Below are 19,313 nucleotides of genomic sequence, written 5' to 3'. Positions count from 1 at the left end.
ATCTGAGGAAGCTCGTGCCGATAGAATCTTTGCTCGTCTGTTATGCCTCGCTGTGGCGGTGGCAATGGTGTTGCCTGTGGCCTTCGCGGTTCTTCCATCCGAGGAGCCTGACAGGCACGCGATGCCTGAGGATCCAGAGCCCGATCAGGAGATGTTCCTGCTGCAGGTGACCAACACGCTTGATGTTCCTAGGGCCAACGAGGTCGTGCGCTATTCGCTCACTCTGGACAACTTCCATCTTCTTGATCCGTCTCAGTTCCTAGTAAGGGCCACCTCAACGGGCCAGGAGGTCCTTTCCGGGCATCTTGAGTCCACGGTGGAGAGGTATCCGTCAAGCTTCGTGCACAAGGTGGATATCGTGTTCCAGGATGATTTCGGACCGCTGGAGACCAGGGTGTACGAAATCGATACTGGAAACACAACGGCGCTGACCGGCGACATGACCGTGAACTCCACTCCGTCAACGGTAGAGGTCAGAGACGGGAGCAGGAGATATACTATCTCCAAGACGGAGGAGAACAGGAACGGGGTCTACGTCACATATCAGAACGGCTCCGCGCCAACCGTTCGCGGCTACATCTTCGTCAGGATTGGCGGGAACCAGCTCACGATAGACCAGGCAAGCGTGGAGATGTGGTGGGGCCGACCGACACTGGAGGAGATCGACATCAACAACGTGATGGTCTCCGTTCACCTTCAGTACGGGAACCCAAAAATGTGGAACTGGGGCGTCGGGTCGATGGCCAAGGACATGGATATCATCTCCGGAGATGTCTACATCAACTTCTACAACGACAGGGAGATGTATGAGACGATAACCGACAAGAAGGTCAACGAGAAGTTCCACAATCACAATGGATTCGTGATGGAGTTCACTGTCCTCTATGGAGGGGACGCTGAGTACCAGCAGATATTCGGGAACAGTCAACATCAGATCATGACCGCAAGGACAAGAGAGCCGACGTGGTCACGGGTTAATCCGGTGTTCAGGGCGCACGACATCGGGAACCGAAGCGCTCCCGCATTCGCCGACCTTGACAACGATACGATCTATGACATGGTGGTAGGTTCGGCGGGAGGAGAGATATGGTACTTCAGAAACACAGGGAGCGTGAACGCGCCCGCCTGGAGCAGGGATACGGACATGTTCGCTCCGTTCAGTGGCGTGGCCAACTACTCCGTCCCCTGGCTGGCGGATGTCGATGGGGATGGTGATTTCGATCTCGTACTCGGAAAGGACAACGGCACCCTCGTGGAGATCGAGAACGTTGGCACGGCGCAGATACCGCAATGGAGCCAGAACATGACCGCCTTCGCCGGAATCGATGTGGGCAACTTCTCCGCACCTACTCTGGGGGACCTGGACAACGACATCGATCTCGACCTCGTCGTGGGCGAGGAAGGCGGTTTCCTAGTCTACTACAGGAATGATGGGAACTCGACCTCACCGAGCTGGACACTTGACCCGCTAGAGTTCCAGGCTCTCGGAAGCCTAGGTGCCAACGTCATCCCCGGACTGGACGACCTGGATGGTGACGGAGATCTCGACCTCGTGGCTGGGCTCCGGGATGGGACTATCATCAACATCATCAACACAGGGAACTCGTCAGTGGCCAACTGGACCCTACAACAGACCCTCTTCCAGGGGATTGACGTAGGGGGCTACGCGGCTCCCGCCCTGGCGGATCTCAACTTGGATGGGGACCTCGATTTCATCTCGGGAGAGTACAACGGCTCGCTTTACTACTACCAGAACGTGGGTTCGCTCGTCTCTCCCCTGTGGATCCAGGACAGTTACATTCACAGGTTCTCTTCCCTCGGCACGCGTGTCGTCCCGGAGTTCTCCGACCTGGACTCGGACGGTGACCAAGACCTCACAATCGGCTTGGATGACGGAACACTGAGGTATCTCGAGAACGCAGGCCTTCCGAACCTGGCATCGTGGCGGGAGGATCCGAGCTTCTACTCTGGCATAGATGTCGGCAATCTCAGCGTCCCGGCGCTCGGCGACCTCGACGGCGACAACGACTTCGACCTCGCCCTCGGAAGGGACGATGGTTCGCTGGTGTACTACGAGAACACTGGCACTAACGTCTCGGCCTCATGGACGCTCAACGCGTCGATGTTCCCTGGAATAGATGCGGGGGACAACAGCGCCCCTGAACTCGTTGACGTAGACACTGATGGGGACCTCGATCTTGTCGTGGGGAATGCCACCGGTTGCGTGCACCTCTACAGGAACACAGGGACTGTTTCGCAACCATCCTGGGCACCCGACCCGTCGGTTTTCGACTTCATCAACACGGGGTTGTCCAAGAAGCCCGGGAAGTACGCGACACCCGCCTTCTCTGACGTCGATGGCGACGGAGATCTGGACTTCATATCGGGACAGGACAATGCTCCTTACGGCAGCCTCGTCCTCTACTTCAACACGGGCACGAGATTCGGTCCTATCTACGATCAGCTCTATCCGGGCATGTTCAACAACGTTCGCGGCGGTGCGACGGACGGGACGCGGGACTACAGCGCACCAGAGTTCGTGGACCTGGATGGCGACGGTCGCGAGGACATCGCCGTGGGAACGAACGACGGCTGGCTGACCTTCTACCGGAACGCGGGGAACAGCTCCGCGCAGAGGTCGGTCAACTACATGGAACCGCAGACGGACGGCACCTACAGGTTCTACTACGATCAGGATGGCAATGATGGTCAGTTCGTCATAAGAGGGACCTCGGACGACTTCTTCGACTACTACGTCATGGCCAACCCGAACACGGGCAGGGCGACCATGCGATTCATACCCGACTTTGCGAGACTTGCATATCGAGACAAGTATTCGGGTGACCAGTTTCCCTGGGCGGGAGGGAATGTCAGCTACTACCCCTTCATCCCAGAGGAGGATGGATACGTCGGGCGGGGCATAGTCATCTCTCGAGCTCAGGCCGGACTGGGAATGGGAGCCTCCTTCCTGACCCAGACAGGGACCGCGGGCGGGTTCATACTCGTCCCGCTCACGGCCAAAAGCCATGCCAGCAGGGAAGTGCTGTTGCCTCAGATCGCGCACACTACCAACTATTCGACCTACGACACGATGGCCCAGATCCTTGGGACTCCTCTCGTCGTCACGTGCCCGCCTGACCTCGCCCTCGACACCGTGGACATAACGTCCGATCCACCAGACCCGGGAGAGGGGGACATGATCACGCTGACCGCCAACGTCAGGAACATGGGTGGCGGCGACGCGAGCGACGTAGAGGTGGAGTTCTTTGACGGCTCACCCACGCTGAACAAGCGGATCGGGACGACCCAGGTCATACTGACCGTCCCCGCCCGTGACAACGCGACTGCCTCCGTGATGTGGAACCTCAGCGGGGTCTCTGGCCTGCACGATGTCTACGTCCATATCGATTCCAGTGACACTATCACGGAACTGGACGAAGGGAACAACCTGGCTTTCAGAGGGTTCAACATAACCTCCTGGACGAGGATGTGGAGCCCGCCCGTCCGCATGACGTTCGACATGAACAACAGCCTGGAGCCGACCATGGTGGAGGACAGCAACGGGAACATGTGGATCGCGTATCACACGTACACGAAGCACGACGACTGGGACATCGCCGTGAGGAGCTGCAAGAACCTGGTGTGCACTCCCGAGGACGCCATAGTGACCGATGCGAAGAGGACGAGCCAACCGTATCTCGTGGCGGATGACAGCGGCAACGTATATACGATATACTCGAGCAACATCGTGGAGTGGCAGGACTTCATCAGCCTGAAGAGCGGCATCTACTACTGGAGCCAGAAGTTCGACCTGTACTCGAAGAAGTACAACGGAGCTGCGTGGGAGCCCACGGTCCAGGTGACAGCATCTGAGAAGATCGACAACTCGGACCAGGTCCCGGTGGCGACGATCGATGGTGCTGGGGACCTGTGGGTCCTGATGCGAAGCACCCACTACGACCTCTATGAGGGTGGCGAGCAGCTGAACAATCTCCCGTACAACGACATGAACATAACAGCCGCCAGCTTCGACGGCGTTACATGGACGACGGACATGGTCGTGAACAACGACGCTGGGTCGCAGGGTTTCTGGGGAGGGCCGACCGCTACGACCGACGCTTCAGGAACCGTCTGGACGGCCTGGGGGGCCGAGATCTCCAACACGCAATGGGACGTCTTCGCGACATATTGGACAGGCTCGGGCTGGGCACCCAAGATGGGGGTGAGCCTGAGTCCTCTGAACGACATGAGACCGTCCATGGCCTCCGACAGCACGGGGGGCATCTACGTTACGTGGGAGTCCGATCGGACCGGGGACAAGGAGATCTTCATGCGGTACTACGACGGCTCGTGGTCCCCTGAGTTCCAGGTCTCGGATGACCCAGGGCACGACATAAAGGCCTCCGTCGTGTTGGACATTCACGACAACGTGTGGATAGCGTGGGAGACGGACAGACACGGCAACAAGGACGTCTACCTGAAGCGGTACAACGGCTCCTGGTCCCCGCCGATACAGGTGACGACGAGCGCATTCTCGGACGAGGAGCCCTTCCTCGCCGCCAGTGACCACACGGACTCCATCTGGGTCGCATGGGAGACGGATCGGCATGGCAACAAGGACATCTACGTGAAGACCCTCCCGGACGTCCTCGTCTGGCCGGACAGAGAGGTCGGTCGTCCGTACAACATCATGGCCGAGATGGTGTCCGGCCATTCCCAGATGAACATCAGCTGGGACCTCTCGAAGGACGACGGGATGGGAGAGGACGACGTGGTGGCGTACGACATTCACTGCGGCGTCAACTACGACCGGGACAGGCAGGGATACTTCTTCCTCGCGTCCGTATCGGCGGGCACGGACCACTTCCTCTACGACCTGCCCCCCGTCCCGAGCAACATGTTCTGCTACGTGGAGTCCAGGGATGGTGCCAATAACACCGCGTCGACGACGGACCAGGTCGGTCTTCTCGTCAAGCACGTCGTGCTCGGAAGCAACCTCGTCTCCGTTCCGTTCCTGCTGAGGGACCCCTCCGTCTCGCAGGTCCTCGGCAGCGTCAACTACTCCGACTCCAGAATCTACGACGTCTGGGGCGGGCGGCAGTGGCGGCAACACACACCGCTCAAGAACTACGCAGCCTTCTCCGACGTGGACCTGACCATGGGAGTCTGGGTGAACAGCACCATCAACGGCAACTTCCTCGTGGCGGGCGTTGTTCCAGACGAGACGATAATACAGCTCGCGAAGGGCTGGAACCTGATAGGGTTCCCCTCCTTCCAAGACGATTATCAGATCGCGGACCTGATGGCCGAGACGGGAGCGACGAGAGTGGAGGGTTTCGACCAGGCCGCGCCACCGTACTATATGCAGGTGCTTCTGCCAAACCAGTTCATGGCAGCAGGAGAGGCGTACTGGATATATGTCCCAGACACGACGTCTTGGACCGTCAGAAACTGATGAGGAAAGCGAGGAGAAGCGTCATCACGCCGCCCAGCATCCCTACCAGGACCGAGAATCGCGGTATGACCTTGTGAGCAAGGACGCCCATCCATATCGCATTCAGAATCGCGAGGACGCAGAGGAGCGCCAGATTCGCGGGGGCTTTGAGGGGCTCGAGGTAGAGAATCACGAAGGCGAGTCCCATGAAGAGTAAGACCATAGGCCAAGAGCCCGCCTTCTTGAAGAGCGCCATGACGGCCACGGATGTCCCTATCAGCGCCCCGCCGATTATGAGCCAGATCAGTGTGAGTTCCATATCACGACACCGTCGCGTTCCCGCTAGAAGGATTCGAGGAGATGCACATAGAAGTCCCTGCACGCGTTCAACGACTCGACCTCCACATACTCATCGGGCTGGTGCCAGTTCCCGCCCGCGGGTCCTAGAACCAGCGTGGGGATCTTCGTCGCGAAGATGTTGTAGTCACCCGGTCCGCTAGCGTACTCGAACTCGGGCGGCCTCCCGAAGTGCTCCTCATGGACCTGCGCGAACCTCATGACCTGTTCGTTGCTGCGACTCAGGACATATGGTTCCAGGAACGGCGTGCTCCTCTTCATCCAGGAGATCTTGTGGCGGCACCTGAGCCCCAGGGAGCCCATCTTCTCCTCGAACGCTCGCATCACATCCTCCCCGTTCTCACCTGGGACTATGTGACGGTCCACGAGCAGGTTGCAGTAGTCCGGAATGGAAAGGGAGTCCCCGCCACCCCGGATCTTGAGCGGGGCCAGAGACGCCTTCCCCAGCTTGTCATGGCTACCGAGTTGGATCTCGTCCAGAGCGTCCAGCACGCGGGACATCTCGGCGACCGCGTTGACTCCCTCCTCGGGCCTGGACCCGTGCATCTTCTTGCCGAAGAGCTCGATTTCCAGGGCATATCTCCCCCTGCTGCCGAGGATCGTCCTCCCGTTGCTGGGCTCCGTGACAAGGCACACATCGGCCTTCACTTCCTTCAGGAGCTTGTAGGCTCCGGTAGAGACGCCTTCCTCGTCGACCACTAATGACAGGATCACGTTCGACCTGGGCGACGTGACGGTCCTGAATGCGTCCATCAGCACGGCCAGACCGCCCTTCATGTCCGAGGCTCCCAGCCCGTAGAGCCTGTCCCCCTCGACGGTGGCCGAAAAGGGAGCCTTGGTCCACTCGAACGAGGGCTCGACCGTGTCCATGTGCCCGTTCAGCAGGATCGTCGGGCGGCTCTCATCGACATCGCGCCTGATGATGATGTTTGGCGGGTAGCCGTGGACCTTCTGCCTCTCCAGCTCCTCGTCCTTGAAGTAGGAGGCTATGAACTCGCCTATCTCCCACTCACGACCGAAGACGCTGGGTATCGTGACGAGTCTCTTGGTAAGGGCAACTACGTCTATCCTATCTCACCTCTTCGTATGGCTTCCATCCGTCTGATTCTCTTCTCTATGGGGTCGGGCTTCCCTATGTCGTGGCGCATGAAGACCTTCCCGCTCACGTACTGGAGGGCGCTCTCGCTCATGCGCTCGGCCTCCGCAATGTCCTCGTCGATTCCGACGATGGCCAGAGAGCGCGATGTCGTCGTGTAGATGTCGCTGTCCCTCTCGTCGACGGACGCGTAGTACAGCTCCGCGCCAGTCTGGCAGATCTTGGCTTCATCTACGAACACCTTCTCGCCCGCCTGGGACTTGACGCCGTACCCCACCGGGGTCACGTACTTGCACACGGTCGCCTTCTCGGCGAACTTGACCGCGGAGGGCAGCGACGAGTCCATGATCTGACCGCACAGGTCAACGAAGTTCTCCTCCAGCAGTGGAAGAACGTTCATCGCCTCGGGGTCGCCGAAGCGAACGTTGTACTCCAGTATCCTTGGTCCCTCCTTTGTGAGTATGAACCCCCCGTAGAGGGTTCCGTGGAACGGGTGCTCAATCGCGCGCATTGCGTCCACCGTCTGCTGCATTATGCCAACTGCTTCCTCGACCTCCTCGAATGTCGCGAACTGCGGCAGCCCGTTCTTCATCGAGTAGGAGCCCATGCCGCCGGTGTTCGGGCCCGTGTCTCCCTCATACGCCCTCTTGTGGTCCATGACCGAGGGCATCGGCACGACCCGCCTGCCGTCCGCGAACGCCTGGAGGGTGAACTCCTCGCCCACGATCTTTTCCTCGACGACGAAGCGGGAGCTCCCGCCGATCTTGTTGTCGATTATCTGCTGAGCGTAGTTGAGAACGTCCTCATGCGTCATGAGGTGCTCGCCCATGACCTTGACGCCTTTCCCGCCTGTCAGTCCGATGGGCTTCATCACCACGTCTTTGTCGTAGTCCTTCAGCAGGGCCTTCAGGTCGGGAACGTTGTCGAACACCCAGTAGTCGATCGAGCCGGGGATCTTGTGCTCCCGCAGCAGGTCTCTGCAGAACTCCTTCGAGATTTCGAGCTGCGCCGCGAACTTCGTCGGGCCGACCGCAGGGATCTCGTGCCTGGCCAGCTCATCGACAATCCCCTCGCCCAGGGGTGCCTCGGGGCCCACAACGGCGAAATCGACGCCTTTGCTCTTTCCCCACCCCGCGACCTTCTCGATGTCCATCTCGTTCGCGAGAAGAATCTCCTCGGAGGCTCTGGCAAGGCCCGGGTTCTTGTTCTTCATCACCGTAAAGACCTTCGCGCCGTCCTTCACCAGAGACTTCACAATCGCGTGTTCTCTCGCGCCTCCTCCCACAGCAAGAACCTTCATAGTATCCCGGAGGGAAAACAGTATGCGGACTGTTAATTCTTTTGGTTTCGGGTCCCGAAAGGAAGGCGAATAGTGATCCCGCGGGCATTCTCTGTCAATGGCGACGGTCGCTGTCGAGCGGGTAGAGAACCTTCGGCGGGAGTTCGACAGACGGGACGCTTCTGGGCCAAGACCAGGACTGGTCCTCACATTCTCTCAGGAAGACTGTGGCAGGTGCTCGAGGGAGAGGGGAAGCCCTAGAACAGACCGACCGTCTTTCCGGTCTCGTCTATGTCCACGGCCTCCGATGCGGGAACCGATGGCATCCCTGGCATGGTCCTCATCTCACCGCATAGCGGATAGAGGAAGCCTGCGCCGATGGAGGGCTTGATGTCCCTGACGGGCAGCATGAATCCCGACGGGCGCCCCTTCAGCTTGGGATCGTGCGATATGGACAGGTGCGTCTTCGCCATGCAAATGGGCAGGTTGTCGTAGCCGTATTTCGTGAACAGCTCGATCTTCCTCTGCGCCTCCTCCGAGAACTCCACGCCATCTGCACCGTATATCTCCTTCGCGATCGTCTCTATCTTCTCCGCGATGGGCATGTCATCCGGGTACAGGAGCTTGAAGTCGCTGGGCATGTCACATGCAGCGACCACTGCCTCCGCGATCTTGATGGCACCATCACCGCCTCGCGCGTGGAAGTCGCCATCCACAGCGAAGTCCGCACCGTTCTCCTTGGCGATCCTCACCACGGCATCCACCTCGGCGTCCGTGTCCGAGGCGAACCTGTTGACCGCGACCACCACAGGCACGCCGAACTTCTTGAGGTTCTCTATGTGCTTGATCATGTTCACGCTGCCCTTCTCCACGGCCTCTACGTTCTCCGCCTCGAGGACTTCCTTGGGCGGTGTCTTGCCCGGCGGGAAATCGAAGGCGTCACCGTGCAGCTTCAGTGCCCTTATCGTCGCGACCAGAATCACGCAGTTGGGCTTGTAGCCGGCGACCCTGCACTTGATGTTCAGGAACTTCTCCGCGCCGCAGTCGGCTCCGAAACCGCTCTCTGTGATCACATAGTCCGCGAGCTTGAGAGCTATCTTGTCCGCGATGATCGAGTTGTTCCCCTGGGCGATGTTCGCGAACGGCCCGCAGTGCATTATCGCGGGCGTGTTCTCCAGGGTCTGGATGAGATTGGGCTTCAGGGCGTCCTTCAGGACCACGGTCACGACACCGGCGGCCTTGAAATCCTCGGCCGTGACGGGCTTTCCGTCCTTCGTCAGTGCCACGACGATCCTTCCGAGGCGCTTCCTGAGGTCATTCAGGTCCGATGCCAGCGCCATGATGGCCATGACCTCTGACGCTACTGTTATGTCGTAACCTGTGTCTCTTGGATAGCCCTCGATATCCTTTTTGGAGACCGTGCCGATTGTGACGTTCGTCAGAGCCGAATCGTTGAGGTCCACGACTCTGTTCCACGATATCGTTGACGGATCGATGTTCAGCGGGTTCTTCCTCCTGAACGTCGGGTGGAACATCTGATTGTCCAGCATCGCCGCCAGCAGGTTGTTCGCGGCCCCTATTGCATGAATGTCTCCCGTGAAGTGCAGGTTTATGTCCTCCATGGGCACGACCTGGGAGTATCCGCCTCCTGCGGCGCCGCCCTTGATTCCGAACGTGGGACCCATGGAAGGTTCCCGTATGGTCGTTATCACGCTCTTGCCCAGCTTGGCGAGAGCCTGTGAGACCCCTATCAGAGTGACCGTCTTTCCCTCACCGAGCGGTGTGGGCGTGATGGCTGTCACGTCGATGAGCTTCCCGTCAGGGTTGCCCTTGATCCTCTCCATGACCTCCAGCTTGATCTTCGCCTTGTACTTCCCGTACAGCTCTATCTCATCCTCTTCCAGGCCTATAGCCTTCGCGATCTCCACAATAGGCTTCATCGTCGCTGCTTGAGCAATCTCCAAATCGGACTTCAGTTTCTCACCCCCAAATGGTGCGGGAGGATATCCGCTGCGTCTTAAAAACCTTGTGCAATTGTCGATGTCCGCCCAAAACGCACTGGCAGGGAGCCAACAATAAGGATTAAGTACGCCCTCAAGATTCCACTACTGCAACCCTCGTGAAAAGAGAAAGAAGACAGAGGGAAATCGTTTGAACTATCGAGATAAGGGAGGAGTTGAATGACTGCGCAGATAATTAGCGGAAAGGAGCTTGCGAAGGAGCTAAGAGCTGAGCTCAAGGATGAGGTCGATCAGCTGAAGGAGAAAGGCATAACCCCCGGTCTGGCGGTTATCCTGGTCGGGGAGGATCCCGCATCACAGGTCTACGTTCGCAACAAGGGGAAGGCCTGCGAGAAGCTGGGCATCCACGAGGTCACGGAGACGCTGTCCGCCGATACCTCGGAGGAGGAGCTGCTTGCCCTGGTGGACAAGTTCAACAAGGACCCCGCGTACCACGGCATACTCGTGCAGCTGCCGCTTCCGAAGCACATCAACGAGAGCAAAGTCCTGTACGCGATCGATCCGATGAAGGACGTCGATGGGTTCCATCCCGTCAACGTGGGCAAGCTGATGATCGGGGACCCGTTCTTCCTTCCGTGCACGCCGAACGGGATCCAGGAGATGCTAATCCGCAGCGGGAACGACCCCGGACGAAAGCACGTCGTCGTCGTTGGAAGGAGCAACATCGTCGGGAAGCCTATCGCCAACATACTTCTGCAGAAGAAGGACGGGGCGAACGCGACGGTCACAATATGCCACACGGGAACGGATGACATCGCCAAGTTCACGAGAGAGGCGGACATAGTCATCGCCGCCACTGGCTGGCCGAACACTGTCACGGCGGACATGGTCAAGGAGGGCGTTGTCGTCATAGACGTCGGCGTCAACCGCGTGGACGACCCGACGAAGAAGAGGGGCTACAGGCTCGTCGGCGACGTGGACTTCGAAGGTATCAAGGAGAAGGCCGCCGCGATATCGCCCGTGCCAGGCGGGGTCGGTCCGATGACCATCACGATGCTTATGAAGAACACTGTCAGGGCCGCCAAGCTCGCCCACGGGATCGAGGACTAGACCTCGTCCGGAAGAGCTCCCGAGACGACGCATTCGTCGATGAACGTCCAGTCGTACTCCCACTTGTCCTCGGGAGCGACACCGGTCATCTTCTCGACCGAATACTTCTTCTGGTGCTTTGTCCACACGGGCTTCGAGGCCAAGCGCTTGGACCGACATATGAGGTGAGGCTTCGCGGAGGTGACCCCGGGCAGGTTCCGTATCATCTCCCGCACGAACTTCCGTATGGTCGTCCAGTCCTTCGCGAGGGAGGAGATGACAATGTCGTCGTCGCCGAACTCGTATGCGACGTAGTTCAGGTAGACGCCCTCCGGAACCTTCATCTTGAGCAGTCTGTCATAGACCGTTCGATAGTTGCGCGGGTCGACCGAGATGGAGATCGCGAACCTCTTCACGTCCTTGCCCGCTCTCGCGGGAACGGGATAGAAGGCGGGCTTCATGATCGTGACGGTCCTCGTGTCGTCTATCTCTCTGCACTTCGGGATATGCTTGATGAGGAATTCCGCAAGGACCTCTACGTCCTTGGCCTCCAGGATTGTGTCCACGTAGTGCTGGTCCTCTCTCTGCGACACGTACAGGGGAACGACGTCACCTGACTTCTTGCCGCTGAACGCCTTGTCGACCCAGTTCCACACACTCTCTATCTCGCATCTCGGATGGAGCCTAACAACGAACATCATGATATCGACCTGGTACGCCGAATACGGTAGTCCAGTCTATAAAGGTTTTGTCAGGAAACGGGAGGCTACTCCACCTCTTCCTTCTCGAGCATAGCTTCGTGCATGTACCAGTAGATGCCCCAAAGGGAGAATCCTAGAACGATCCAAATGAGCCAGAACTCGGCGAACATCTCCCCGATTGAGTTTATGTTCACGAGCACCGTGAAGGATCCCGTCGACATGCCGTTCCACCAAGCAGTCAGCCACGTGATTATCGTCATGAGCGCTGTGGCAAACATCATCCCGATTCCCAAGATCCCGGCAATGTCCTTCGCTCTCTCGGACTTCTTCTTCTCCATAATCACTCCTCCGGTTGCTGTGCAATGAGCGCATCCGTACAAGTCCTTTGCCCACACGGGTGGACATCAATCCAGTCCTGCATGTTTCTCCCCCAAGAAAGATTAATATAACGAGCTTATGATGAACGCAGAGGAGGGTCAGGATGAACTGCACGAATTGTGGAGCGCCAATCAGGGAAGGGGACAAGTTCTGTTTGAAGTGCGGAAGCCCGTTTGCTGGACAAGCGACGCCAGAGAGCGCTTATCCCCAACCAGCCCCGGTCGCCCCGGTGGCAGCTCCGTACGCTTCGGCGTATGAGAAACCCATGCTCTTGGTGATTCCGGTGATATTCAGTCTCGTAGGCGCGATCATGCTGCTGGTCGGAGACTTCGGCGGGTGGTACAACTACGGCACCTACATCGAAGAGACGGTCTGGATCAACATAGGCTCCGTTGCCATAGTGCTGATTCTCCCGATGGCGATTCTGCTCTTCTATTCGGCCTTCGTTTCCGTTCAAGCGCTTCAGAAGCCCGTCTCTCGCTCGTTGATTCTAAGGGGCTCTATCGCAGCGATGGTCGTCTTCATAGTAGCCCTCCTTGGCGGCATCATTCTCATCGCAGCGACCTGGGACCTCACAAACAATTGGCTCGATGTTGGCTTCTACGGCGGGTTCTTCGGCGGTCTGGTCTCCGCCACAGTACTCTGGTACGAGTATCGGCGTATGGGACAGACGACGCAGCCGATGCCTGCCACGGCATACCGGGCTCCCCCGCCCACTTATGGACAGCATCCCCAGCCCCAGCCCGCTCCTTATCAGCAACCGCCACAACCCGCGCCGGCACAGCCCCAGCCACCCGCACAGCCCCAGTGCCGGAATTGCAGAGCACCTCTCCAACCCGGCGTCAAGTTCTGCCACGTCTGCGGCGCTCCACAGGGCTAGGACTTCTTCTTGAAAACGGCAATCCAAGGACTGCCGAAGTGCTCCCGCTCATTCCCAGTCGTTCTCCTGTAGTCCTTTGACCTGTCTTCGCTGTACCGCACCAGGGGACGAAGCATCGAGTTAGACTTCTGAGAATAGAGATCGAGCCTGTTCGAGAGGTAGGTCGTCACCGTGTAGCCCTTCTTTTCGCCATATTCGCCAAACCGCTGGACCAAGCGTTCCCAATCCTCTGGATAGAGCCCCTGGAACACGTCCATGAAGTCGAGGACCGTGAACGACTCTTTCGGAACCTTCTTGATTGTCCTCTCGATCTTGTCCTCTTCCAGAAGGGTCATACGGCTATCGTCGTAGGCATCGGGGGCGGGTTAAAAAGCCTTATCATTGGGCAGACCTTCCCAGGGCTCAGAGGTGCTTTGAATGGATGAGGATGAAGATGAGAGGAAGTTGACGGTCAGGGAGGTGCGGGTCACCATAGCGGCTTCCCTGGCTGCGGCGTTCGGCTTCGTGATCGCTCTCGTATGGAAGGAGGTCGTGATGAGCGGCTTCGCTTTGGCGGGGATCGACCTGGCGGCGACACCTGACCTGGCGGGCTGGATATACTTCATGGTCACGGCGCTCATACTTACGTTCGTGATGATAATCCTGATCATCATGATCAGCCGCTGGGGCGGGAAGGAATAGCCGGCATCGGCAGTGCCTGTTGCGGGGACGGGTGGTCGTTCGAACCGAGGAGCCCGCAGTCTCCCGATGCAAAGGTTAATAGTGCGATGCGAAATAGTAGTGAATCCCCTCAACGGGGGTTCCCCTGGCGGTCCAATCCGCGGTGCGGGGGAACGACGAAGAATTGGTGAGCCCTATGCCGAAGAGGAAGCTTGAGTTCCGAAAGAAGACCTTCGAAGAAGAGCCCAACATGAAGCTGTACGAGGAGGCCGTCAAAGGCTTCAAGTGGGCGGACTGGGAGAAGGAGTTCGATTGGCACAAGACTGGAAAGGTGAACATGGCCCACGAGGCCATAGACAGGCACGTCGAGACGTGGCGCAAGAACAAGGTCGCCCTCTACTACATCGACGACGAGAGGTACGAGAAGTACACGTTCCAGGAGATGATGTTCCTCTCCAACAGGTTCGCCAATGTCCTCCGCAAGTACGGCGTCAAGAAGGGCGACAGGGTATTCACGTTCGCTCCCCGCTCGCCGGAGGTGTACGTCAGCATTTTCGGGATCCTCAAGGTGGGCGCCATACCCAGCCCGCTGTTCGAGGCATTCATGGCGGACGCCATCCGCGACAGGATGCAGGACAGCGCTGCGGTCGCCATAGTCACCGCCAGCTTCATGAAGGACAGGATACCGAAGAAGGACCTTCCCGCGCTGAAGCACGTCTTCGTGATAGATGCTGACCAGGACGAGCTCGAAGAGGGCGAGGTAAGCTGGAAGGAGGAGATGGACTCGGCCTCCAAGAAGCTCGACAGGATCCAGTGGCTCAAGCGGGAGGACCCGCTCATTCTCCACTACACGTCCGGCTCGACGGGCAAACCCAAGGGCGTCCTGCACGTCCAGAACGCGATGGTCGGGCACTTACTGACCGCTCGATGGGTCCTCGACCTTCACGAGGACGACATCTACTGGTGCACGTCCGACCCGGGGTGGGTGACGGGAACTTCGTACGGAATGTTCGGCCCGTGGCTGAACGGCGTCTCCAACGTCATCCGCGGCGGTCGGTTCAATCCCGAGAGCTGGTACTGGACGATCGAGGAGCTCGGCATCACGGTCTGGTACAGCGCCCCCACGGCGTTCAGGCTGCTCATGGCCGCCGGGACTGACACCGCCAAGAAGTACGACCTCTCGAGCCTGCGGTACATAGTCAGCGTCGGCGAGCCGCTCAACCCCGAGGTCATCCGATGGGGATGGGAGGCCTACGACGGTCGCACCATACACGAGAACTGGTGGATGACCGAGACCGGTCACATGCTCATCGCCAACGTCCCCACGATGGAGGTCCGTCTGGGTTCCATGGGACGCCCGCTCCCGGGGGTCGAGGCGGCGATCATCGACAACGATGGCAACGTTCTCCCGGCCAACGAGATAGGCAATCTGGCCATCAAGAAGGGCTGGCCGGGCATGATGCGCAAAATCTGGAAGAACCCGAAGAAGTACAAGTCCTACTTCGAGAACGACCCCTGGTTCCTTAGCGGGGACTCTGCATACATGGACAAGGACGGCTTTTTCTGGTTCCAGGGTCGAATCGACGATGTCATCAAGACCGCCGGCGAGCGCGTCGGTCCCTTTGAGGTGGAGAGCAAGCTCATCGAGCATCCTGCCGTCGCGGTGGCGGGCGTCATTGGGAAGCCCGATCCGATCCGTGGCGACATCATCAAGGCGTTCGTTCAGCTGAGGAGGGGATACAAGCCCTCCGAGAAGCTGAAGAAGGAGATAGCGCTGTTCGTCAAGACAGGGCTGGCGGCCCACGCCGTCCCGCGCGAGATCGAGTTCAAGGACAAGCTGCCCGTCACGAGGAGCGGGAAGATCATGCGGCGCGTCCTGAAGGCGTGGGAGCTCGGACTTCCGGCGGGCGACCTGTCCACGATGGAGGATTAGGACTTCTTCATGGCCATGGAGTGAATCTTCAGTTCTGGATGTGATGATTATGCAGCAAGAATCGCCTGAATCGACCACGGAGATAAAGGACACGACTGCCAACCCCGCGCCGCTCGGCCTGATGGCCTTCGGGATGACCACGGTGCTGTTGAACTTTCACAACGCGGGCTTCTTCGCGTTGGGGACCATGATACTGTCCATGGGCATCTTCTACGGCGGCATAGCCCAGATCATCGCGGGGGCAATGGAGTGGAAGAAGAACAACACGTTCGGGACATTGGCGTTCACCTCTTACGGCCTCTTCTGGCTCTCCCTGGTCGGCCTGCTCGTGATGCCACAGCTGGGACTGGGCGAGGCCGCCAGCGACTCCGCGATGGTCGCCTATCTGTCCATGTGGGGCTTGTTCACCGCGGTCATGTTCATAGCCACGTTGAAGCTGAACAGAGCGCTCCAGTTCATCTTCGGCAGCCTGACACTGCTGTTCGTCTTGCTGGCGTTGGGACACGCCACGGGCAACTCCACCATAACGCAGATCGCGGGCTACGAAGGCATAATCTGCGGGCTCTCGTCCATATACACTGCCCTGGCTCAGGTGCTGAACGAAGTGTACGGGAGGGTCGTTGCTCCCATATGGCCCGTGAAGTAGCTTGCGAGTCGGAACGGCACAGGACAGACGGCTGGTGCGGAAGCAGGATTCATGCGCAAGCTCTGTCTTCTCTTCAGACCTGTGATTGCTCACTCTCACAAGCCGCCAATTGCCCGACACGATGTGCTCCCAGCGCTGTCAAGATAACGTATAATGTGCCGAGCGCACTGAGGAATCCACCGCTGATTCCAGCATCGAAGAAGGTGAGTGCGACTCCTACCGCGAAGAACGCCATGCCCGCGATGAGCGTGACCTTCATCAGGCGAACCGCCCGCTTTTCGATGTTCGTGTCCACCAGGCGGCAACCGCGGGTGGCGTACCACCAAAGTGCGTAGAGCGCGAGCAGGACCAGGAAGATGTTCGTATCGTAGACCCTGAGCGCGACCGCCTGGTCCGGCTCCCTCAGGAGCACGGTGCTGAAGGGTATCAGCGATGCGAACATCAGGAAGATTATGTTCAACCAAAGGAGCAAGCTGTCGGTGTCCCTGATGAAGCTGAACTGATAGTGATGCAACATCCACGCGACGGCCAGCACAGCGAAGCTCAAGGCGTAGGCCCAGATGTCCGGCAACATCTCGATGAGCCTCTCCGAAAGGTCATCCGACCCGGATCCCGTCACGACAGGCAATGAGAGATTCAGCACCAAGATGGTCATGATTATCGCGAACATTCCGTCCGTGAGGTTCTCGATGCGCTGGGTGCCCAGGTTCATTCCCTCGTACCGGAGTCGGCGGAACGCCATTCAGAAGGCTATTCCTTCAGCGACTTTAAAGGTACCGTGCAGGGCAGGACCAGGTGGCCTTGCATGTGCGTGCCGAGCCCGTCAGTTGACCATCCCGATGGCGAACAGGATGACAGCCGTCGCCAGACCTGCGAGAACGAACCGCATCCCCGTCATAAACACCCTTTCCTTCACCAGGTTGCCCAAGTAAGCGCCCAAGATGAAGAGCACGCTCAGAGTCATCACAACGGAAGTGAGAACAGCCATCCCCAGGTCCGGGATTATGACGAAAGGAATAAGAGGAACCGTCGCTGCGATCAGCGGGGCGGACGCGTGAACGAGGGCACTGAGCAGGGTGGCGAACCTGAAGACCTCGGCTTGTTCCTCGCTCACATCGGTCAGAAGCGCCCTTTCGATGCTTGCCCTCGAGAGGAGCTTCTCCACGCGCTCGGCCTCATAGGCCCCGACAGCGCTGGAGACAGAGAGAGCCACTGCCGCCGACAGCCCCGCGAAGAGTATTATCTCCATGTGCTCCGAGGCCACGCCAGCAGCGTATGCACCCAGAACGACACCGAGAACGATGAGGGTCCCATCGAACGCTCCCAGCACAAAATACCTTCTCGATGTTGAGGCGAGGTCCGTTCTCTCGCTCGTGTCCCTGATCCGCTGCCTCAGACGCCCTAAGCTCATCTTGCGCGCGACACTAGGAGAAGGATATTGATAAACCTTTCACTCCAGTTCTCGTTTCACGCGTGAACGGTCAAGTCCCGCGTCCTTCCTTGGACATTCCCGCAAACCTCTGATAGGCAAGCCACAGAACGAGAAGCGCCAGGAACATGATCCCGATGGTCAGGAGGGTCTGCGGGCCTCTCAGGCCCAGGTAGATCACGACGGCAGCAAGGGAGAAGAAGCAGAGCGCGGAGCCCACAAGAGGAATCCAAGCGGGACTTCCAGTTTGCAGTCTGAGCTTCAGATTCGCCAGGGAGACGAACCCGTAGAGGAGGAGGAAGATTATGCTGGCAAAGGCGGCTATGACCTCCAAGCTCCCGGTCAGCGTCAGAACGGCGGAGAAGAAGCCGATCATGAGTATTCCGGCGTACGGCGTTCCCCTGTCGGCCTTCGTCCTGCAGAAGACGGATGGCATGATGCCTTTCTTGGACACGTCCTTGGCGAATCGAGCTGTGCCGAATATTGTCGCGTTGATCGCTCCAGCCGCTGCGATGAGGGCGCCTATGCCGACGAGGAGGAACCCGAATCCTCCCAAGATGGGAACCGCCGCCTCTCCCAGCGCACGTTCCTCGAACCTGAGGATCTCGGCGGGCGTCAGGACGGAGGTGGCCGCGATGGTCCCGAGAAGATACAGCAGGATGGTGATGACTATGGAGATGTAGATCGCCCTCGAGATGTTCCTCTCAGGCGACTTCGCATCCCTCACGGATGCCGTCACGAGCTCGAACCCTTGGAATCCCACGAATATGATGCCTGCCGAGATGGGGATCAGGAGCGGGTCAGTGCTCTCTATAGTCACCGAGTTCCCCACACCGAGGTGGATCGCCCCCACGACGCAGAAGATGAGCAGGATGCCTATTCCCGCGGAGACGAGGACCAGCTGGAACCTTCCGAAGGATTCCACCCTCATGAGGTTCACGACGACGAATACCGCTATCACGACGACGGCCAGCACGCTCCTTGTCACAGCGTAGCTGGCATAACCCTCGAAGAAGGACGCGCAGTACGCGCCGAAAGTGTAGGCGTACAGGGCAACGGTGCCGATGTACCCGAGGACCATCATCCACGCGTTGAAGCCCGCGAAGGCCCGACTGCCCGACGCCATCAGGATGTACCTGAAGGCCCCCTCATTCGTCTTGCTGGCTCTCCCCAGCTTGGCGAAGGAGTACCCGCTGAAGAGAGCGATCGCTCCTGCCAGGAGAAAGGCGAGAAAAGCATACCCGCCAGCTATGCGGACGGCCACACCCAGGAGCGAGTAGATGCCGCTGCCTATCATGCCGCCGATCCCGATGGCCACTAGCTCGTCCAAGCCGAGCTTTCGCCTCTTCGATTTGGCTTTACCAGAGTGCATCCCGCATTCACTTTGGATGCCAGTGTATGGAACTATATGAGAAATAGCTTGTGATTCGACAGCGAGCTTTCGGTCTCTCCGGGAATCGCGGGATCGGA

The 19,313-nt window shown here is 58.8% G+C and carries 16 protein-coding genes and 1 pseudogene; 7 read left to right on the top strand and 10 right to left on the bottom strand.

Going from position 1 to position 19,313, the window contains the following annotated elements:
• Positions 1-64 precede the first annotated feature (64 nt).
• On the top strand, positions 65-5,455 hold the full coding sequence (locus LN415_01575) for an FG-GAP-like repeat-containing protein (protein ID MCJ2555784.1): 5,391 nt from the start codon (positions 65-67) through the stop codon (positions 5,453-5,455).
• On the opposite strand, the gene LN415_01570 is transcribed toward LN415_01575, so the two are convergent.
• The 4 genes from LN415_01570 to LN415_01555 form a co-directional block, all read right to left on the bottom strand.
• A complete protein-coding gene (locus LN415_01570; protein ID MCJ2555783.1) occupies positions 5,445-5,753 on the bottom strand; it encodes a hypothetical protein in 309 nt (102 codons plus the stop codon). The two genes, LN415_01575 and LN415_01570, sit on opposite strands and share 11 nt — an antisense overlap.
• A gap of 23 nt (positions 5,754-5,776) precedes the next feature.
• Positions 5,777-6,661, bottom strand: a complete 885-nt coding sequence (locus LN415_01565) for a M20/M25/M40 family metallo-hydrolase (protein ID MCJ2555782.1) — start codon at positions 6,659-6,661, stop codon at positions 5,777-5,779.
• A gap of 194 nt (positions 6,662-6,855) precedes the next feature.
• On the bottom strand, positions 6,856-8,187 hold the full coding sequence (purD, locus tag LN415_01560) for a phosphoribosylamine--glycine ligase (GenBank protein MCJ2555781.1): 1,332 nt from the start codon (positions 8,185-8,187) through the stop codon (positions 6,856-6,858).
• A gap of 236 nt (positions 8,188-8,423) precedes the next feature.
• Positions 8,424-10,142, bottom strand: a complete 1,719-nt coding sequence (locus LN415_01555) for a formate--tetrahydrofolate ligase (GenBank protein MCJ2555780.1) — start codon at positions 10,140-10,142, stop codon at positions 8,424-8,426.
• A 204-nt stretch (positions 10,143-10,346) separates the two neighbouring features.
• On the opposite strand from LN415_01555, the gene folD reads away from it, so the two are divergent.
• Positions 10,347-11,237 carry a bifunctional methylenetetrahydrofolate dehydrogenase/methenyltetrahydrofolate cyclohydrolase FolD gene (gene folD / locus LN415_01550; protein MCJ2555779.1) on the top strand — a complete coding sequence of 297 codons (891 nt, stop codon included), beginning with the start codon at positions 10,347-10,349 and terminating at the stop codon, positions 11,235-11,237.
• On the opposite strand, the gene LN415_01545 is transcribed toward folD, so the two are convergent.
• On the bottom strand, positions 11,234-11,917 hold the full coding sequence (locus LN415_01545; GenBank protein MCJ2555778.1) for an Lrp/AsnC ligand binding domain-containing protein: 684 nt from the start codon (positions 11,915-11,917) through the stop codon (positions 11,234-11,236). The two genes, folD and LN415_01545, sit on opposite strands and share 4 nt — an antisense overlap.
• A 65-nt stretch (positions 11,918-11,982) precedes the next feature.
• On the bottom strand, positions 11,983-12,255 hold the full coding sequence (locus tag LN415_01540) for a hypothetical protein (GenBank protein ID MCJ2555777.1): 273 nt from the start codon (positions 12,253-12,255) through the stop codon (positions 11,983-11,985).
• A gap of 143 nt (positions 12,256-12,398) precedes the next feature.
• On the opposite strand from LN415_01540, the pseudogene LN415_01535 reads away from it, so the two are divergent.
• Positions 12,399-12,467: pseudogene (locus LN415_01535) on the top strand (zinc-ribbon domain-containing protein).
• A gap of 111 nt (positions 12,468-12,578) precedes the next feature.
• Positions 12,579-13,175: a zinc ribbon domain-containing protein gene (locus tag LN415_01530; GenBank protein MCJ2555776.1), complete on the top strand. Its 597-nt coding sequence runs from the start codon at positions 12,579-12,581 to the stop codon at positions 13,173-13,175.
• Here LN415_01530 and LN415_01525 read toward each other — a convergent pair.
• Positions 13,172-13,510, bottom strand: a complete 339-nt coding sequence (locus tag LN415_01525) for a hypothetical protein (GenBank protein MCJ2555775.1) — start codon at positions 13,508-13,510, stop codon at positions 13,172-13,174. The two genes, LN415_01530 and LN415_01525, sit on opposite strands and share 4 nt — an antisense overlap.
• Before the next feature lie 82 nt (positions 13,511-13,592).
• Between LN415_01525 and LN415_01520 the strand changes: the two genes are divergently transcribed.
• The 3 genes from LN415_01520 (at position 13,593) to LN415_01510 (ending at position 16,414) form a co-directional block, all read left to right on the top strand.
• On the top strand, positions 13,593-13,856 hold the full coding sequence (locus LN415_01520) for a DUF5654 family protein (GenBank protein ID MCJ2555774.1): 264 nt from the start codon (positions 13,593-13,595) through the stop codon (positions 13,854-13,856).
• A 175-nt stretch (positions 13,857-14,031) separates the two neighbouring features.
• Positions 14,032-15,768, top strand: a complete 1,737-nt coding sequence (gene acsA, locus LN415_01515) for an acetate--CoA ligase (protein ID MCJ2555773.1) — start codon at positions 14,032-14,034, stop codon at positions 15,766-15,768.
• Positions 15,769-15,817: 49 nt separating this feature from the next.
• On the top strand, positions 15,818-16,414 hold the full coding sequence (locus tag LN415_01510; GenBank protein MCJ2555772.1) for an acetate uptake transporter: 597 nt from the start codon (positions 15,818-15,820) through the stop codon (positions 16,412-16,414).
• A 73-nt stretch (positions 16,415-16,487) separates the two neighbouring features.
• Here the strand turns inward: LN415_01510 and LN415_01505 are convergent, their stop codons facing one another.
• From LN415_01505 to LN415_01495, 3 genes are all read right to left on the bottom strand, one after another.
• Positions 16,488-17,156, bottom strand: a complete 669-nt coding sequence (locus LN415_01505) for a DUF1211 domain-containing protein (GenBank protein MCJ2555771.1) — start codon at positions 17,154-17,156, stop codon at positions 16,488-16,490.
• A gap of 81 nt (positions 17,157-17,237) precedes the next feature.
• Positions 17,238-17,825 carry a VIT1/CCC1 transporter family protein gene (locus LN415_01500; GenBank protein ID MCJ2555770.1) on the bottom strand — a complete coding sequence of 196 codons (588 nt, stop codon included), beginning with the start codon at positions 17,823-17,825 and terminating at the stop codon, positions 17,238-17,240.
• A gap of 70 nt (positions 17,826-17,895) precedes the next feature.
• Complete coding sequence (locus tag LN415_01495) at positions 17,896-19,215, bottom strand: APC family permease (GenBank protein ID MCJ2555769.1); 1,320 nt, start codon at positions 19,213-19,215, stop codon at positions 17,896-17,898.
• Positions 19,216-19,313 lie beyond the last annotated feature (98 nt).

Source organism: Candidatus Thermoplasmatota archaeon (genome assembly GCA_022848865.1).
Classification (GTDB): Archaea; Thermoplasmatota; Thermoplasmata; order RBG-16-68-12; family JAGMCJ01; genus JAGMCJ01.
This window is presented reverse-complemented; position numbering and strand designations above follow the sequence as displayed.

Coding starts and splice junctions, on each gene's coding strand:
- LN415_01505 (MCJ2555771.1), bottom strand. CDS start 17,156: ATGGCGTTCCGCCGACTCCGGTACGAGGGAATGAACCTGGGCACCCAG.
- acsA (MCJ2555773.1), top strand. CDS start 14,032: ATGCCGAAGAGGAAGCTTGAGTTCCGAAAGAAGACCTTCGAAGAAGAG.
- LN415_01510 (MCJ2555772.1), top strand. CDS start 15,818: ATGCAGCAAGAATCGCCTGAATCGACCACGGAGATAAAGGACACGACT.
- LN415_01540 (MCJ2555777.1), bottom strand. CDS start 12,255: ATGGAGAAGAAGAAGTCCGAGAGAGCGAAGGACATTGCCGGGATCTTG.
- LN415_01565 (MCJ2555782.1), bottom strand. CDS start 6,661: ATGGACACGGTCGAGCCCTCGTTCGAGTGGACCAAGGCTCCCTTTTCG.
- LN415_01520 (MCJ2555774.1), top strand. CDS start 13,593: ATGGATGAGGATGAAGATGAGAGGAAGTTGACGGTCAGGGAGGTGCGG.
- folD (MCJ2555779.1), top strand. CDS start 10,347: ATGACTGCGCAGATAATTAGCGGAAAGGAGCTTGCGAAGGAGCTAAGA.
- purD (MCJ2555781.1), bottom strand. CDS start 8,187: ATGAAGGTTCTTGCTGTGGGAGGAGGCGCGAGAGAACACGCGATTGTG.
- LN415_01525 (MCJ2555775.1), bottom strand. CDS start 13,510: ATGACCCTTCTGGAAGAGGACAAGATCGAGAGGACAATCAAGAAGGTT.
- LN415_01495 (MCJ2555769.1), bottom strand. CDS start 19,215: ATGCACTCTGGTAAAGCCAAATCGAAGAGGCGAAAGCTCGGCTTGGAC.
- LN415_01570 (MCJ2555783.1), bottom strand. CDS start 5,753: ATGGAACTCACACTGATCTGGCTCATAATCGGCGGGGCGCTGATAGGG.
- LN415_01575 (MCJ2555784.1), top strand. CDS start 65: ATGGTGTTGCCTGTGGCCTTCGCGGTTCTTCCATCCGAGGAGCCTGAC.
- LN415_01545 (MCJ2555778.1), bottom strand. CDS start 11,917: ATGATGTTCGTTGTTAGGCTCCATCCGAGATGCGAGATAGAGAGTGTG.
- LN415_01500 (MCJ2555770.1), bottom strand. CDS start 17,825: ATGAGCTTAGGGCGTCTGAGGCAGCGGATCAGGGACACGAGCGAGAGA.